8 protein-coding genes and 1 pseudogene are annotated in these 13,860 nt (G+C 65.5%); 6 read left to right on the plus strand and 3 right to left on the minus strand.

Features of this window, described 5'->3' with window-relative positions:
* Positions 1-819: 819 nt before the first annotated feature.
* The 3 genes from ACFV9M_RS40735 to ACFV9M_RS40745 all read left to right on the plus strand — a co-directional run bounded on the left by ACFV9M_RS40735 (position 820) and on the right by ACFV9M_RS40745 (position 6,994).
* Positions 820-2,565 carry an N-6 DNA methylase gene (locus ACFV9M_RS40735; RefSeq protein WP_385078748.1) on the plus strand — a complete coding sequence of 582 codons (1,746 nt, stop codon included), beginning with the start codon at positions 820-822 and terminating at the stop codon, positions 2,563-2,565.
* Between the two features lie 80 nt (positions 2,566-2,645).
* On the plus strand, positions 2,646-3,860 hold the full coding sequence (locus ACFV9M_RS40740; protein WP_385078751.1) for a restriction endonuclease subunit S: 1,215 nt from the start codon (positions 2,646-2,648) through the stop codon (positions 3,858-3,860).
* Complete coding sequence (locus ACFV9M_RS40745; protein ID WP_385078754.1) at positions 3,860-6,994, plus strand: type I restriction endonuclease subunit R; 3,135 nt, start codon at positions 3,860-3,862, stop codon at positions 6,992-6,994. The genes ACFV9M_RS40740 and ACFV9M_RS40745 overlap by 1 nt, the downstream gene beginning before the upstream one ends.
* A 429-nt stretch (positions 6,995-7,423) precedes the next feature.
* On the opposite strand, the gene ACFV9M_RS40750 is transcribed toward ACFV9M_RS40745, so the two are convergent.
* The 3 genes from ACFV9M_RS40750 to ACFV9M_RS40760 all read right to left on the minus strand — a co-directional run bounded on the left by ACFV9M_RS40750 (position 7,424) and on the right by ACFV9M_RS40760 (position 10,548).
* Positions 7,424-8,524: a DUF3644 domain-containing protein gene (locus ACFV9M_RS40750; protein WP_385078757.1), complete on the minus strand. Its 1,101-nt coding sequence runs from the start codon at positions 8,522-8,524 to the stop codon at positions 7,424-7,426.
* Between the two features lie 204 nt (positions 8,525-8,728).
* Positions 8,729-9,268 carry a GNAT family N-acetyltransferase gene (locus ACFV9M_RS40755; RefSeq protein WP_385078760.1) on the minus strand — a complete coding sequence of 180 codons (540 nt, stop codon included), beginning with the start codon at positions 9,266-9,268 and terminating at the stop codon, positions 8,729-8,731.
* A complete protein-coding gene (locus ACFV9M_RS40760; protein WP_385078761.1) occupies positions 9,265-10,548 on the minus strand; it encodes an XRE family transcriptional regulator in 1,284 nt (427 codons plus the stop codon). Before ACFV9M_RS40760 ends, ACFV9M_RS40755 begins: the two co-directional genes overlap by 4 nt.
* A 240-nt stretch (positions 10,549-10,788) precedes the next feature.
* On the opposite strand from ACFV9M_RS40760, the gene ACFV9M_RS40765 reads away from it, so the two are divergent.
* From ACFV9M_RS40765 to ACFV9M_RS40775, 3 genes and pseudogenes are all read left to right on the plus strand, one after another.
* On the plus strand, positions 10,789-11,235 hold the full coding sequence (locus tag ACFV9M_RS40765; protein ID WP_385078763.1) for an ATP-binding protein: 447 nt from the start codon (positions 10,789-10,791) through the stop codon (positions 11,233-11,235).
* 606 nt (positions 11,236-11,841) lie between these two features.
* Positions 11,842-12,021, plus strand: coding sequence for an FxLD family lanthipeptide (locus tag ACFV9M_RS40770; protein ID WP_016825826.1), 180 nt, complete (start codon positions 11,842-11,844; stop codon positions 12,019-12,021).
* A 216-nt stretch (positions 12,022-12,237) separates the two neighbouring features.
* Positions 12,238-13,764, plus strand: a pseudogene (locus ACFV9M_RS40775) (lantibiotic dehydratase family protein); the annotation flags it as partial.
* Positions 13,765-13,860 lie beyond the last annotated feature (96 nt).

A 13,860-nucleotide genomic window follows, 5' to 3' on the forward strand; every position in this document is an offset into this window, starting at 1 on the left:
AACAACTTGCCGCGATCGCCGGGCGCGATCTCGCGAGCTCATGACCACGCCAAGACCAAGGACTTATTTTTCGACACTCCCCAGGGCTTCGGCGTGGTCGGCTGACGCCCGGTTGCTGCCGTTTCGTCATGTTGGGCGGGGTTCGGTACACAGCAGTCACGGACGTCCACGATCATGGAGTTCTCTACGCTCTGTGACCTTGGACTGCCCATGCCGGCCGACGCGTCATCTCTGATCTCCCCTGCCTTTGAACAGCTCACACGCAGCGCGAGGTCATGAGCATCATGGACCGGCTGCTGCAGAGGCGCCCCGGTCGTCAGTGGCCGTCGCCGTTGATGTCGGATCTGGATGTCAGAAGGGGGCCACCTCCGAAATTTCGGAGGTGGCCCCCTTCTGAACTGGTGCCCCCGGCAGGATTCGAACCTGCGACACCCGCTTTAGGAGTGGGATCGAATCCTTGCCGGGTGGTGCCTGGCGCTGCCGCGAGGTGCTGTTTCCCCTGGTCAGAACCGCACGGCGAGCCACTTGATCCGGCTCATGCCGCCCTGTATCGGGCAGTCCGCTCACGCATCGCTCACGCACCCGAGGTATCTCGGTGTCGTGTCGGCGCATCTCCATCTCGCCGTAGTGGAGGCTGCGGCGCCCGGTTTGTCTTGCCATTTTCCAACGCCAGCGGAGTCGCCGCTCCGGCTGAACGTGCAAGCACCCGGGCCGATCGGGAAGAGCATGCAGAGGAGGTCCCATGGCTGAACCACGGGACGGTGGCTGCTACATCTGGCAAAGTGACGTCATTGCTAGACGATTCTCGTGAGGAACCTTGTGAGCACGCTCGGTAGCTTCATCTGGTCGATCGCTGACCAGCTTCGGGGCCCCTATCGCCCGAACCAGTACGGGACAGTGATTCTTCCGTTCACGATCCTGAGACGGCTCGACTGTGTACTCGAGCCGGACCGCGCGACGGTACAGGAGCTGGCTGCGAGGTACGAGAACCCGAACCGGCTCAAGGTCGAGGTCAAGAAGGCCACGGGGCGGACGTTCTACAACACGTCCAACTACGAGTTCGCGAACCTGCTGGCCGATGCGGACGGGCTGGCGGACAACCTCGCCGACTACATCGACCGGTTCTCCGCCGACGTGGACGTGTTCGAGTACTTCGACTTCAAGAAGGAGATCCTGGCCCTGGAGAAGGCCGGGCTCCTGCGCGAGATCGTCAAGTCCTTCGGCGCCGTCGACCTGCATCCCGGCGTGGTGTCCAACGCAGACATGGGGGATGCGTTCGAGTACATCATCCGCAAGTTCAACGAGGCAGCGAACGAGACCTCCGGAGACCACTACACGCCGCGCGACGCGATCCGGCTGCTGGTCGACCTGCTCTTCGCAGAGAAGGACGTCGACCTCACCGAGGGTGGCATCATCCGGTCGCTGTACGACCCCACCGCCGGCACCGGCGGCATGCTCTCCCTGGCAGAGGAACACCTGCTCGCCGAGAACCCCGAAGCGAAGCTGAGCCTGTACGGCCAGGAGTACAACCCGCAATCGTACGCCATCTGCAAGTCCGATTTGCTCGCCAAGGGCCACGACACCTCCAACATCGCCTTCGGGAACACGCTCACCGACGATGCCTTCAAGGGGCGCCAGTTCGACTTCTGCATGTCCAATCCGCCCTATGGGGTGGACTGGAAGCAGTATGCCAAGGCTGTCAATGAGGAGCGCGATTCCGCTGGCCCCTATGGTCGCTTCGCGCCGGGACTTCCCGCGACATCTGACGGTCAGATGCTCTTCCTGCTTCACCTGGCCCACAAGATGCGTGCACCTGAGGACGGCGGGGGGCGCGTCGGGATCGTCATGAACGGTTCGCCACTGTTCAACGGAGGTGCCGAGTCCGGTCCCTCCAATATTCGCAGGTGGCTGCTGGAGAAAGACCTCGTCGAGGCGATCGTCGCCCTGCCGACCAACATGTTCTTCAACACCGGCATCGCCACCTATATCTGGATCCTTGACAACACCAAGCACCCCGATCGTCGGGGCAAGGTGCAACTCATCGACGGCACGTCGTTCTGGACCAAGATGCGCAAGAACCTAGGGTCCAAGGGGCGCGAGATCAGCGACGACGACCGCGCCAAGGTCGTGCGGCTGTACGCCGACTTCGAGGACGCCGACCCCGAGCTCTCCAAGGTCCTGCGCAACGATGAGTTCGGCTACTGGACTGTCACCGTCGAGCGTCCTCTGCTCGATGGGGACGGGAATCCTGTCATCGACCGAAAGGGCAACCCGAAGCCCGACTCGAAAAAGCGCGACACCGAGAACGTGCCCTTCACCTACGGTGGCTCGACCGTCGGTGCGGCAGGGGAGCGCGAAGTAATCCAGGCGTACTTTGATGCGGAAGTGAAGCCGCACGTTCCTGACGCCTGGGTCGACTTGGCCAAGACCAAGACCGGCTACGAGATCCCCTTTACCCGCCACTTCTACAAGTACGTTCCGCCCCGTTTGCTCGCCGAGATTGACGCTGACCTGGAGAAGCAGGTCGCCAAGATCCTCGAGTTGCTGCGCGAGGTCGAGGGATGATGATGTCGTACGCCGAGTATCAGGACAGTGGTGTCCCTTGGGTTGGCCGCATCCCTAAGGGGTGGGACACAGTGCCGCTGATGTCTGTGCTCCACGAGTCGAAGGTCAAGAACGTCGGCCTGACCGAGAGTAATCTTCTGTCCCTCAGTTTCGGACGTATCATTAGAAAAGATATCGACGCCATCGGGGGTCTCCTGCCTGAGTCCTTCGAGACTTATCAAATCGTCGAGCCGAACCATTTGGTCTTTCGCTTTACTGACCTTCAGAACGACCAGCGCAGCCTGCGATCGGCGCGTGTGACTGAGCGCGGGATCATCACGTCCGCATACGTCTCGGCGAGGCCAACCGGAATTGACGCGCGTTACGCCGAGTACCTAATGCGGTCGTACGACGTGACCAAGGTCTTCTACGGTCTGGGCGGGGGCGTCCGTCAATCGTTGAAGTTCTCGAATGTTGCTCGCTTGCCCGTCATCCTGCCACCGGCTGAGGAGCAGCGCGCAATCGCCGACTACCTCGACCGCGAAACGGCCCGCATCGACACGCTCATCGAAGAGCAACAGCGGCTGATTGAAATGCTCCGGGAGCGGCGGTTTGCGCTCCGTGTCAACGTCGCTTTGCATGGAACAGTGCCGACCGATGAGGTCGAGAGCCCTCTGCCGTGGGCAGAAAAGCTCCCAGCTGATTGGCGCGTTGTCCCGCTCACGTCAGTCGCCGAGCTCGAGAGCGGGCACACGCCGAGCCGCTCCCGCGAGGACTGGTGGCGGGACTGCTATATCCCATGGGTAAGCCTCCACGACGTTGGGATGATGCGGGGCGTCAAGTACCTGCAGGACACGGCACAACACATCAGCGACGCTGGGATCGCCCACAGTTCTGCCCGGCTCCTTCCGGCAAGGACCGTTGTCCTCTCGCGAGACGCGACTGTCGGCCGGACGGCGATCATGGGTGCCCCGATGGCGACATCTCAGCACTTCGCGGCGTGGGTGTGCGGACCTGACCTTGACCCTGAATACCTCTGGGTCTTGTTCGAGGATGCGATGCAGCCATTCTTCGACTCGTTCCAGAACGGATCGACGATCCGAACGATCGGGATGGGTGACCTGAAGGCATTCCGCATCCCGCTCCCGCCGCTCGACGAGCAACGCCGCATCGTCCAGTGCCTGGACGGAGAGACCGCGAAGATCGACGCGCTCATCGCCGAGTCGGACCGGTTCATCGAGCTCTGCAGGGAACGTCGGTCTGCGGTGATCACGGCTGCGGTGACGGGGCAGATCGACGTACGAGAGGTGCCGTGATGGCTGACCACAAGGAGGTGGTCTTCGAGACAGAGATCTGCGAGTACCTCAGGGGCTGCGGCTGGCTGTACTCGGCCAACGACACGGGATACGACCGCGAGCGGGCACTGTTTCCCAAAGACCTGTTCGCGTGGCTGGAGAAGACGCAGAAGCCGGCGTACGAGAAGGCGTTGAAGGCGGCGGGCTCCCAGGCGAAGTTCCTCGACGTACTGACCGCGGCGCTTGACCGGCCGCTGGAGCACGGCGGTGGGACGCTGAACATCCTGCGCAACGGGGTGCAGTACATCGGCGGTGGCCGGTTGAAGATGGCGCAGTTCCGACCGGAGACGTCGCTCAACGAGACCACGACGACGCTCTACGAGGCGATGCGGGTGCGGGTGGTGCGGCAGGTGCACTTCTCGACCGCTGACCAGCGCAGTATCGATCTGGTGTTCTTCATCAACGGGCTTCCGGTGGCCACGGTGGAGCTGAAGACCGACTTCACCCAGTCGCTGGACGAGGCGGTCAACCAGTACAAGCTGCGTCGCAATCCGCTGACGAACGGGCGGCCGGAGCCGTTGCTGTCGTTCGGGCACCGGGCGCTGGTGCACTTCGCGGTCTCGAACGACCTGGCGGCGATGACCACGAGGCTGGAGGGGGAGAAGACCCACTTCCTGCCGTTCAACATGGGTTTCGACAGCGGAGCCGGCAACCCGCCCGGTGCGGACGGCCGGTCGTCGACGGCGTACCTGTGGGAGCGTGTCTGGGAGAGGCACGCCTGGCTGAACATCATCGGGCGGCTGATGATCGTGGAGACCAAGGAGGAGTGGGACGTCACTACCGGCACCTCGGTGCGGCGTACGAGCATGCTTTTCCCGCGGTTCCACCAGTGGGAGGCCGTCACGAACATCGTCGAGGCGGTGAAGGAGGAGGGTGTCGGGCAGCGGTACCTGATTGAGCACTCGGCCGGGTCGGGGAAGACGAATACCATTGCCTGGACGGCTCACCGGCTGGCGCGGCTGCATGTCGACAATCAGAAGGTCTTCGACTCGGTCATCGTGGTCGTGGACCGCACTGTGCTCGACTCCCAGCTGCAGGATGCGATCCGGCAGATCGACGGCTCCGACAAGATCGTCAGGACGATCAGCCCCGAGGACGTCCGCAAGGCCGGCCTGAAGTCGAAGTCGGGTCTGCTGGCGCAGGCGTTGAAGAACGGTGAGCTCATCATCGCGGTGACGGTGCAGACCTTCCCGCATGCGCTGAACGAGATCCGGAGCAACGCCGGCCTGAAGGGCAAACGGTTCGCTGTCATTGCCGATGAGGCGCACTCCTCCCAGTCGGGGCAGATCTCTTCGAAGCTGAAGCAGGTGCTAACGGCCGAGGAGGTCAAGGAGATCGAGGAGGGCGGCGAGGTCGATGTGGAGTCGATCCTGGCCTCTGAGATGACCGAGCGGGCCGAGTCGGACAACATCTCCTACTTCGCCTTCACCGCGACGCCGAAGAACAAGACGCTGGAGCTGTTCGGCCGCAAGGGGGCCGACGGGAAGCCGAACGAATTCCACCTGTACTCGATGAAGCAGGCGATCGAGGAGGGCTACATCCTCGACGTGCTCAGGGGCTACCAGCACTATGACACCGCGCTGAAAATCGCCGGCAAGGCCGAGAGCGGCGACGGCGGGGAGGTCGAGGAGGCCACCGCCCGCAAGGGTCTGATGCGGTGGGTGAAGCTCCACCCGACGAACATCAGCCAGAAGGTGCAGATCATCGTCGAGCACTTCCACGCCAACGTCGCCTACCTGCTCGAAGGCAAGGCGAAGGCGATGGTGGTGACCGACTCGCGCAAGTCCGCGGTGAAGTACAAGCTGGCCATCGACGCCTACATCGCCAGGCGCCGCACCGAGGATGCCTCGTACAACTACCGCACCTTGGTCGCCTTCTCCGCCGGGGTGACGATGGCCGAGGACGAGACCTGGCACAGCGACTGGGGCCCGCAGCCGTCAAAGGATGACGAGTTCACCGAGGCCAACATGAACCCCGGTGCGGGGGCTGATCTGGCAGCCGCTTTCAAGGGCGACACCTACAAGATCATGCTGGTCGCCAACAAGTTCCAGACTGGGTTCGACCAGCCTCTCCTCTCGGCGATGTACGTTGACAAGAAGCTGTCGGGGGTCGCCGCGGTGCAGACGTTCTCGCGGCTCAACCGCACCCACCGCACCGCTGGTGGGGAGCAGAAGCGCAAGACGTTCGTCATCGATTTCGCCAACAAGCCTGAGGACATCAAGGCGGCCTTCGAGCCGTACTTCAAGAACGCGACCCTGGAGACCGAGACCGATCCGTACGTCGTCGTCCACCTGGCTAACAAGCTTGCCCAGGCCGGAATCTACACCGAGGACGACGTTCGCAAGGTCGCCGAGCTGTGGGTGACCCGGAAGGGCAACAACGCGCTCTCGGCGGCGATCAGCCCGGCGCAGCACGGCTTCCGGCGCCGCTACGCGCGGGCGATCGAGGAGGAGGATAAGGTCACGCTCCAGGCGCTCGACCTATTCCGCAAGGATGTCTCCACCTATGTACGTCTCTATGACTTCATGTCCCAGATCGTCGACTATGGCGACCCCTACATGGAGATGCTCTCGATCTTCCTGCGCCTGCTGGAGAAGGTCATCGCCGAGTCCGCCTGGGCGGCCGACGTGGACCTTTCCGACGTGGTGCTGGTCGGGGTCAAGCACAACAAGGCAATCCCGGTCAACATCTCGCTCGTGGGCGACGGGCAGCTGAAGGGCATCAGCGCAGCCGGCACGGGAATGAAGAAGGATCCGAAGTACGTTGCGCTCCAGGTCGTCATAGACAAGATGAACGACCTCTTCGGCGCCGAGTCGTTCGCCGAGTCCCAGGTCAGGGAGTTCGTGCAGGGACTCGTGCAGCGGTTGCTCGCAGACTCGAACCTGATCAACCAGACCAAGGTGAACTCCAAGAAGCAGTTCCTGGAGTCACCAGACTTCCAAGCAGCCGTTACGGAGGCGGTCGCAGACAACCAGGACGCCCACAACACGATGGCTGACTACTTCTTCACCGACGGTCCGGCCATCAACTCGATCATTGTCGCCCTCGCGGATGCCTTCTACGAAGCAGCGATCGATCAGCAGGTGGATTCTTAGATACGGCAGCACGCACGTCGCGCCTCAGCAGGCGGGCCTTGGGGCAAGGCCCGCTCGCCGACTGCCAGCCTCTGCCCTCAGCGCTTCCGCCAGTCTTTGTGAGGCTCGATGAGGGTGCTGCCTCCTGCCCACTTCATCCTGCAGACTGGGCAGATCACGTACCACTCGTCGCCTGGTGCACTTTCGTCCATGTACCCGTCCTGTCCTGTCCCAGGGCAGTCTTCGGTGGCTTCTTCTTGACGCATTGCTTCCCCTCAGTGCCCGGTGGATGAGGCTGCGCCTTCGGCGGCGACAGCGGCAGGGCGGATGCAGGCTAGCGCAGCCCACTGACACGAGCAGGGCACTCGAGAATCGTTGGTGGCGATACTCCGACGTCCAGAGCACGATGGTCTCCGCAAGTAGTCAAAGATCGCCGTGCGTCGCGACGGATCACCCAGCTCGACAGCCGGGCACTTTGCAGGACTCCAGTTGGCGGGCGGACGGGTTGTGAGCTCGCCAGACGGCTTCCAGATCCAACGTGTCGCGCGCGGTGCGTATGCGGGTGAAGGCGTTGTCGGAAAAGCGCTTCAGGCGTTGGGAGCTGAAGACGAACTCGTGGCTGCACGCGGGATCAGCGTCGATGCCCAGGTGTCGCCGCAACGCGAGGCACTTCGGCTGGGTCAAGTCAAGGGCCTCGGCGAGCTCGGCCGCCGAGCGATGGTACTTGGCCTGGAGATCCACCTCTCGGATCGCGGCCGCCGGCACGGATTCATCAGCTGCATAGCGCACAGGCGGAGCCGCCTGGTTCTTGACGAAGCGCACCTTGATCAGCAGTCCCTCACCGTCCGTAGCAGTGGCCAGCTCCTCCAAGCGAGGGAAGACTTCCGAGCGCGTCGCTCCCCCGCGTATGCCGGTCTGAACGCGATCGACGTCCTTACTCGAGACGCGGGTCTCCGGCCCGGTGTGGGCCTCCATCGCCAACAAGGTTCGAATCCTGGCTCGCGCCTCGTGCGTCGCGCGTCGGCCCGGCTTGAGTAGGGCTGCGATCTGTGTGTATTCCTCGTCCAGGAGGAGCGCAAGGTCACGGGGCGGGTCAACCGACACCGGCAGTACGCGGTCGGGCAGGTGGTCAGCAAGCGACTCCTTGAATACGCCCCTGAGCAGGTCGTCGAAGAGTGTCACGGCAGCTCGGGCATGCACGTACAGCAGCTGCTCGGAAACCTGGTTGAACCAGTGCTGCTCGTCATCGCGCATGGCGTCGATGGCTCTGAGCGTTCCTGCGTCAGGCTCGCTGAGCTTGATGTCCGGGTGTTCGGCAGCCTTGCGTACGCAGGTCTCAAATCCGAGTGACCGGCCCAGGGCCGGGTCGAAGACGCTAATGCCCTTCTGGACGAGCGCGGCTTTCAGCAGCATCTCGAAGGAGTGCTGAAGGTGCAGAAGTACCTTCGTTTCTCGCCCTCGGTCGTGCGGCGAGTTGAATGCCTCGGCCGCCGCAACCATCGAAGAAACGGCCTTCTCCTTGAGGACACGAGCCTCTTGCCTCAGTCTCACTCGCAGCCCTCACGTTCCAGACGCACCAGACAATCGGTGTCCAGGGTAGAGGTTTCCTGTCATTACGGGCTGGTAGATGCTACGACGAGCACCGGCCCCGCTCGGACGCCCCGTTTGTGCGCCCAACCTGTTCAACGAGGCCCCGCTGGACGTACTCCGAGACTGGGCCCTGAGGGCCAATTCCTGCACTGCCCGCCTCTGGGGTCAGCGGGTGTTGCGGATCATCACGGTGAGGACCGGTGAGGCCGGTGACGGCTGGCTCTGCCCGATGTCCTCGTACCCCCATGATTTGTAGAGCGCGTGGACCTTTCCTTCCCCGGCAGCCGGGTTGACCATGAGTGTCACGTACGGCTCGTTGCGCGTGGCGAGGAGAGCGTCGTGGATAAGGCGGGCGGTGCCGGTCTTCCGCCAGGTCGGACGGACGCCGATCTCCTTCAAAGCCACGGCCGGGCGTTCTGTGTACTTCTCGGCCGGCGTCGGGCTGGCGCGCTGCCAGTACCGATCGCCGTGCTCGATGGTGTTGCCGTATGCGTAGCCGACCGGATGTCCGTCCGCGTACGCGATGACGGCCGTGAACCCCGGCTCGGTACCGTGCCGGTCCAGGCGTTCGCCGAACGCGGTGACCGCGTAGTTCGGCAGGTGGAGAAGGGGGGCGCGCACGTCGGCGTACACGTCGAGGAGGTCGCTGCGGGCGGTGTCGAGTGTGGTGAAGGTGCGCAGTTCGATGGCGGGCGCCGTGGTCATGCGGCCATCCTCCAGGTGGCGGTGTGCTCGGTCCAGGTCTGTACGGTGGAGCTGCCCGGCGCGGTGGCGCGCAGTGCGGCCCCGAACTCCTGCAGCATGCGCGTCACCCGGGCGTGCTGGGTAGCAGCCTCGGCCGGGACCTTCATCGCGGTGACCGTGGCGGCTTCGGGAGCGCCCTGGGCAAGTTGCGCGTGGGCGAGCCGGGTCGTGGTGATGGCCCGGGAGCGGATCATGTGGGGCCGGAGGGCGGACAAGCAGCGGTGGGCGTGGTACTCGGCGGTGGAGTAGTCGCCGAGTGCCAAGTGCGCCGACAGGGCCAGGGAGTCCAGTTCGGCCTGGTCGTAGAAGGCGAGCATCCACACCGGCCTGTAGTCGGCGGGGTCGGCACGCAGCATGGTGTCCTGCGCCTGATCGAACGCCCGACGGATGCCGGTGCGGTCCTGCGCCGCACCGTGGATGGCGCCCTGGCGGGCCAGGCCGAGGGAGGCGAACAGGGGGTCTCGGCGTGTGAGGTGCAGGTTGCGGGCGACGTCGTTGGCGGCGAACGCGTCCGCCGGTCGGCCCATGTGGCGGTACATGGTGCCCGCGTGGCTCCAGATGCGGAACTTGATCGCCTGGTCGCCGGACATTTCGGCGAGGGCCTGGGCCTCGCGCATGTGCGCCTTGGCGACGTCGTAGCGCCGGCCGTCGATGGCGGCCCACATCGCGGAGGATCGGAAAGCGGCTGCTGAGGCGTAGAGGTTGCTGCGTACCCGCTGGGTGGCGCTGCCCGCGTTCTGGAGGTTGAGCGCCTCGTCGGCGAGGGCGGCTGCCCGCTGTTCGATGCCGAGTTGTCCCCCATGGCGGTGGTCGCTGGCGATGATCTCGGCGAAGCGCTTGTTGAGGCGGTTGACGTCGCTCATGCCGATACGGCGCGGCGATGCGGTGCCGGGTGCGGCTGCTGCGGCGGCAGCCGCCGCGATGCTGCCGACGAGGGTACGGCGCTTCATGTCGGGGTCCTCCTGCTGCGGTGGGGCCGGGGTGGTCGAAGGCCGGCCCCGTGGCACGAACCCTAAAGCGACGGCGGGCAGTCCGGTGACGTCCTCAAGTGCCGTGCGGGCAGCTGACTTCGGCCACGTGACCCGGCCCGCTTTCCATGCCCGGACCGATGAGCCATCGAGTCCGCCAGGGCGTCCGGTCAACCGTTCAATGGCCCTGTTTACGGCCTCGGCGAGGCTGTTGGAGCTGTAGCCGTGTTCGGTCATCCACGCCTCAAGAACGGTGTTGCGGGTGGTGTCCATGCGGGCACGGTAGTCCGCGCGATCCCTACCCGCCAGGTAAAGGAGAGGTCAAAACGTCCTAGGCGAGTCCGTCGGCTGAGTGCCTGAACACCCTAACCAACCTGCTGGAAAAGGCAGTTGTCTGGGTACTGGTCGCCCTCTACGCCCCACCGTGCGGCGGCTGTTGACGGCCCGGCCCGCCTCCGAGGTTCCCCCGCAGAGGTGGGCCGGGCGCCGAGACGACACGAAGGCTCCACCCCAATGACGAGTCTGAGAACACCAGTTGAGGCCATCTCCGTCGGCCACCCCACGTACAGCCAGACCTTCCCGTGTAAGCCGTCCACCGCCGAGATCGGCCGTGAACTCGTCCGAGACGTCCTCGGCGTGTGGCACCTCGACGGCCTCGCCGACCGAGCCGCGCTGATCGTCACGGAGCTGATCGCGAACGCCTCCAGGCACACTCCGTGTCCCGAGATCCGCCTCACGGTCGGGCGGCCGAGCGCGACACGACTGCGTGTCGGGGTCGTGGACCGGGAACCAACGCGGCTGCCGATACTCAGCCAGGCGGCTGACGACGACGAGTCGGGGCGCGGGCTGCTCCTCGTCGAGGCTGTCGCCGACCGGTGGGGCTACGACCTGCACGGCTCGGACAGACGCCCTTGGGGCAAAGAGGTCTGGGCGGAACTCCGCACCGAGGGCGGCAAGTGAGCATCCCGGCCACGGCACCCTCGCCCCTTCCGGATCTCACCCGACTCCGGCCCCGCCAGCAGATGGCCATGGACTGCGCCCTCTGCGCCCGCCCACTGGGAGCGAGCGGTCGACGGCTGGGCGAGATACGCCACCGGGGCCTGCCATTCCAGCTCTGGGCCTGCGCTCCCAACTGTCAGGCCGCCAGATCGACTATCCCGACCAGCTGAGAAAGGGGACACCCCCTCCATGGAGTGGCCGTGGATCACCGGTGATTGCTGGCTCGGCTGCGGCCGTACCGGAGTCTTGGTGATCTGGCTCGGCCCGGTGCAGTGGGACGGGCAGCACGCTCCCTTCTACGCGTGCGAGCCGTGCCTCGATCGCCTCAGGGCCCAGGCGCTCGCCTACTTCATGGAGCGGCGACCGGCATCCGCTTGATCAGACTCCCGGCACACGACTTCCCGGCCTGAGGCAGGCACCCCGCGAGGACTACCTACGCGGAGCCCGTCTCCTCGCGCCGGGCGGCCAGGAGCCGTCCGGGGAGCAGCCGTCTGGCGACGCTCCCGTGACGGCGCCTGGTGGGCGCTTAAGCCCAGTAACACCACAACGATTACTAGGAGTTGAAGCATGACGCGCAGCACCGTAGTTCCCAGCCGCACCGAAGTACGCCCGCAGATCCCGGGGGCGTCGGACGGCTTCGACCTGGACGTCTCTCTCGTCGAGATCGCCGACCCGGCGGGCCTGGTCAACCTGACCGACGACAACTGCGGGTCCACCTGCGGCGCCTGCACCACCAACGTCGCCTGACCCGGGCCCCAGTTACTCCGGTCTGGTGCCGCCGCGTATCTGCGCGGCGGCACCAGCCGCCCGTCCCCTCACCTATGGAGGTAATTGGTGGGTGCTCCGCCCGCAGCGTTCCGTGCCGGTTCCACTGCTCTCGTGCGCGCGGTGGCCCGTCCCTCGTTGCCGTTTCCTCCATGCCCTGACCTCGATGACTGCTCGCCCAGTGGCTCGTCTGCCCGTGTGGCGTGGCTACGGACGGTCTGGGCGGACAAGGACGTCGCCGAGGCACTCCAGCACTCCAGCCCAGTCTTGGCCGCGCAGGTACGCGCCCTGTGTACGGCCGAGCATCCCGCCCTCCGGGATGTGCAGCGCGCTGCGCTGTCCGTGGCCCGCTACCGACTGCGGGCCCAGCACCGGGCGACACCCTTCGGCCTGTTCGCCGGCGTGGCCACCGCGAAGTTCGGCCCGCAGGCGCGGGCCGACTGGGGCGAGGAGCACGTGGCCGTCGGCCGCGCGGGGGCAGAGTGGCTGGCGGCCCTGGTCGCACGGTTGGAGTCATGCCCGGACCTCCTCGAACGGCTGCCCGTCGTCATTAACAACACCGTGACGTACCGGGGAGACCGGCTCATCGTGCCGTTCCAGCCCGACGTCCAGGACGACCGGACTCGCGCGGTCGAGGCGTCTCTGGCCCTGACCGGACCGGTGCGCGCGGTCCTTGCCGCGACCCGACTGCCGATCCGGTTCGGCACCCTCGTGGACAAGCTCCAGGCTGAGTTCCCCGAAGCTGGTCCCGAGAAGGTGCGTCAACTGCTGGCGGAGCTGATCCGGCGGCGGGTGCTGATCACGAGCCTGCACGCTCCGAGCACCGAGACCGACGCCCTCGGGTATCTGGTCGGCCAACTCGAAGGGATCGACGCCGGAAGCCTCGCCCGGATCGCGGGGACTGTACGCGAACTCCACACGGTCCGGGCCGGCCTGGAGGAGTGCGCCACGCACGGCGGCCGGGACAGCGTCGCGGTGCGGATGCGAGACCTCTTCCCCGGACTGCGCCGCCACCCCGTCGCGCTCGACCTCCGCCTGGACGCCCAGATCGTTCTGCCGGAAGCGGTCGCCCAAGAGATCGAGCGCGCCGCTCTCATCCTGACCCGCTTGAGCATCCGCCCGTACGGGACCGCCGCGTGGAACGAGTACCACCAGCGGTTCTACGAGCGGTACGGCATCGGCACGATGGTGCCGCTCTTGGAGGCCGTAGCGGACAGCGGCACCGGCTATCCCGACGGCTACCCAGGCGCTCCGGCCAGCGCACGCAGGCCCCGCGTCTCCGCTCGGGATGACGCCCTCGTACGACTGGCTCAGGCCGCCGCTCTCGACGGCCGTGACGAAGTGGTCCTCACGGACGAACAGATTGAGGCCCTGGACGTGGGTCCCGACGAGCCTCGGCTGCCGCCGCACTTGGAGATCGGGGTGCGAGTGCACGCGGCCAGCCTGGAGGAGTTGCAGCGCGGGCGGTTCCGGCTGGAGGTCATGAGCGTGTCCCGTGGTGTCGGCGTCTCCACGGGACGATTCCTCAGCGTGCTGGCCCCCGCTGACCGCGAGGCTATGGCCGCCGAGTTTGCTGACCTCCCGGCCGCAGACGGCAACACCATGCCCGCACAGCTCTCTTTCCCGCCCCTGCTCCCCGAGAGCGCCCACGTCACCCGCTCCCCGCAGGTTCTGCCCATCGCGATCAGCCTTCAGGAGCACCGCGCCCCGCAGGACACTGTCCTAATACTGCAACCGCATCTGGAGGGTGTGGCCTCGGCGTTTGTAGTGGGATCGGCGGGCTCGGGCCTGGCTGCGCCGTCGGTAGCGTGACCAGTGCAG

This window comes from Streptomyces sp. NPDC059895 (assembly GCF_042731035.1).
Classification (GTDB): domain Bacteria; phylum Actinomycetota; class Actinomycetes; order Streptomycetales; family Streptomycetaceae; genus Streptomyces.

Excerpts from the sequence above, each read along its gene's own strand:
- ACFV9M_RS40740 (WP_385078751.1), top strand. The coding sequence starts at position 2,646 with ATGTCTGTGCTCCACGAGTCGAAGGTCAAGAACGTCGGCCTGACCGAG.
- ACFV9M_RS40745 (WP_385078754.1), top strand. The coding sequence starts at position 3,860 with ATGGCTGACCACAAGGAGGTGGTCTTCGAGACAGAGATCTGCGAGTAC.
- ACFV9M_RS40755 (WP_385078760.1), bottom strand. The coding sequence starts at position 9,268 with ATGACCACGGCGCCCGCCATCGAACTGCGCACCTTCACCACACTCGAC.
- ACFV9M_RS40760 (WP_385078761.1), bottom strand. The coding sequence starts at position 10,548 with ATGGACACCACCCGCAACACCGTTCTTGAGGCGTGGATGACCGAACAC.
- ACFV9M_RS40765 (WP_385078763.1), top strand. The coding sequence starts at position 10,789 with ATGACGAGTCTGAGAACACCAGTTGAGGCCATCTCCGTCGGCCACCCC.
- ACFV9M_RS40770 (WP_016825826.1), top strand. The coding sequence starts at position 11,842 with ATGACGCGCAGCACCGTAGTTCCCAGCCGCACCGAAGTACGCCCGCAG.